This is a genomic window from Pseudomonas sp. 05N434, from assembly GCF_056396965.1.
In genome coordinates this window covers 1-897 of the sequence record NZ_JBFTMK010000958.1, presented here as the reverse complement: position 1 = coordinate 897, position 897 = coordinate 1, and the positions used below count along the sequence as shown (strand labels likewise).

The window sequence follows — 897 nt, the reverse complement described above, 5'->3', positions numbered from 1 at the left end:
CTGAACAACATCAAGTACCTGGCCCAGGGCACCATCTACCCGGACGTGATCGAGTCGGCTGGCGCGAAAAGCGGCAAGGCGCACGTGATCAAGTCGCACCACAACGTGGGCGGCCTGCCGGAAGAAATGAACCTCAAGCTGGTTGAGCCGCTGCGCGAACTGTTCAAGGACGAAGTCCGTCGTCTGGGCCTGGAACTCGGCCTGCCGTACGACATGGTCTACCGTCACCCGTTCCCGGGTCCGGGCCTGGGCGTGCGGATCCTCGGTGAAGTGAAGAAGGAATACGCCGACCTGCTGCGTCGTGCCGACCACATCTTCATCGAAGAACTGCGCAAGGCCGACTGGTACCACAAGGTCAGCCAGGCGTTCGTGGTGTTCCAGCCGGTGAAATCGGTTGGCGTGGTCGGCGATGGCCGTCGTTACGCCTGGGTCGTTGCTCTGCGTGCCGTGGAAACCATCGACTTCATGACCGCGCGTTGGGCACACCTGCCTTACGAACTGCTGGAAACCGTCAGCGGCCGGATTATCAATGAAATCGAAGGCATCTCCCGCGTTACTTACGACGTGTCGAGCAAGCCGCCAGCGACGATTGAGTGGGAGTGATCCCGCTCTGACTGATCGTCGGTAACAACCGAAAGGCCCCGTGAATGTGAGTTCACGGGGCCTTTCGCGTTTCACGGTGCGGTGTTTCCCTACACTGGCAAGCGTCCTTCGAGTTTCATGCCCATGCCGGTGAGCGCATGGGAAAGGCTGATCAGGTTGGGGTAAGGTTTTTGATGGATGTCAGTCCAGGCGGGGCGATTGACCAGGTATTGCCCATCGGCCGTTCGTTCAACCAGAGTCTCTGTGATCAGGCCGGTTCTGCTGCGATGGACCAATGTCCAGGTTCCGTCAGAT

At 59.5% G+C, this 897-nt stretch carries 2 protein-coding genes; one reads left to right on the top strand and one right to left on the bottom strand.

Features of this window, described 5'->3' with window-relative positions; all coding sequences use genetic code 11:
- Positions 1 to 603: GMP synthase (glutamine-hydrolyzing) (locus AC1DLB_RS31045; protein ID WP_477786410.1), on the top strand; the 603-nt coding region annotated here is incomplete at its 5' end.
- 89 nt (positions 604 to 692) lie between these two features.
- On the opposite strand, the gene AC1DLB_RS31040 is transcribed toward AC1DLB_RS31045, so the two are convergent.
- Positions 693 to 897 (bottom strand): hypothetical protein (locus AC1DLB_RS31040; protein WP_477786409.1); only part of this gene is annotated, 205 nt, incomplete at its 5' end.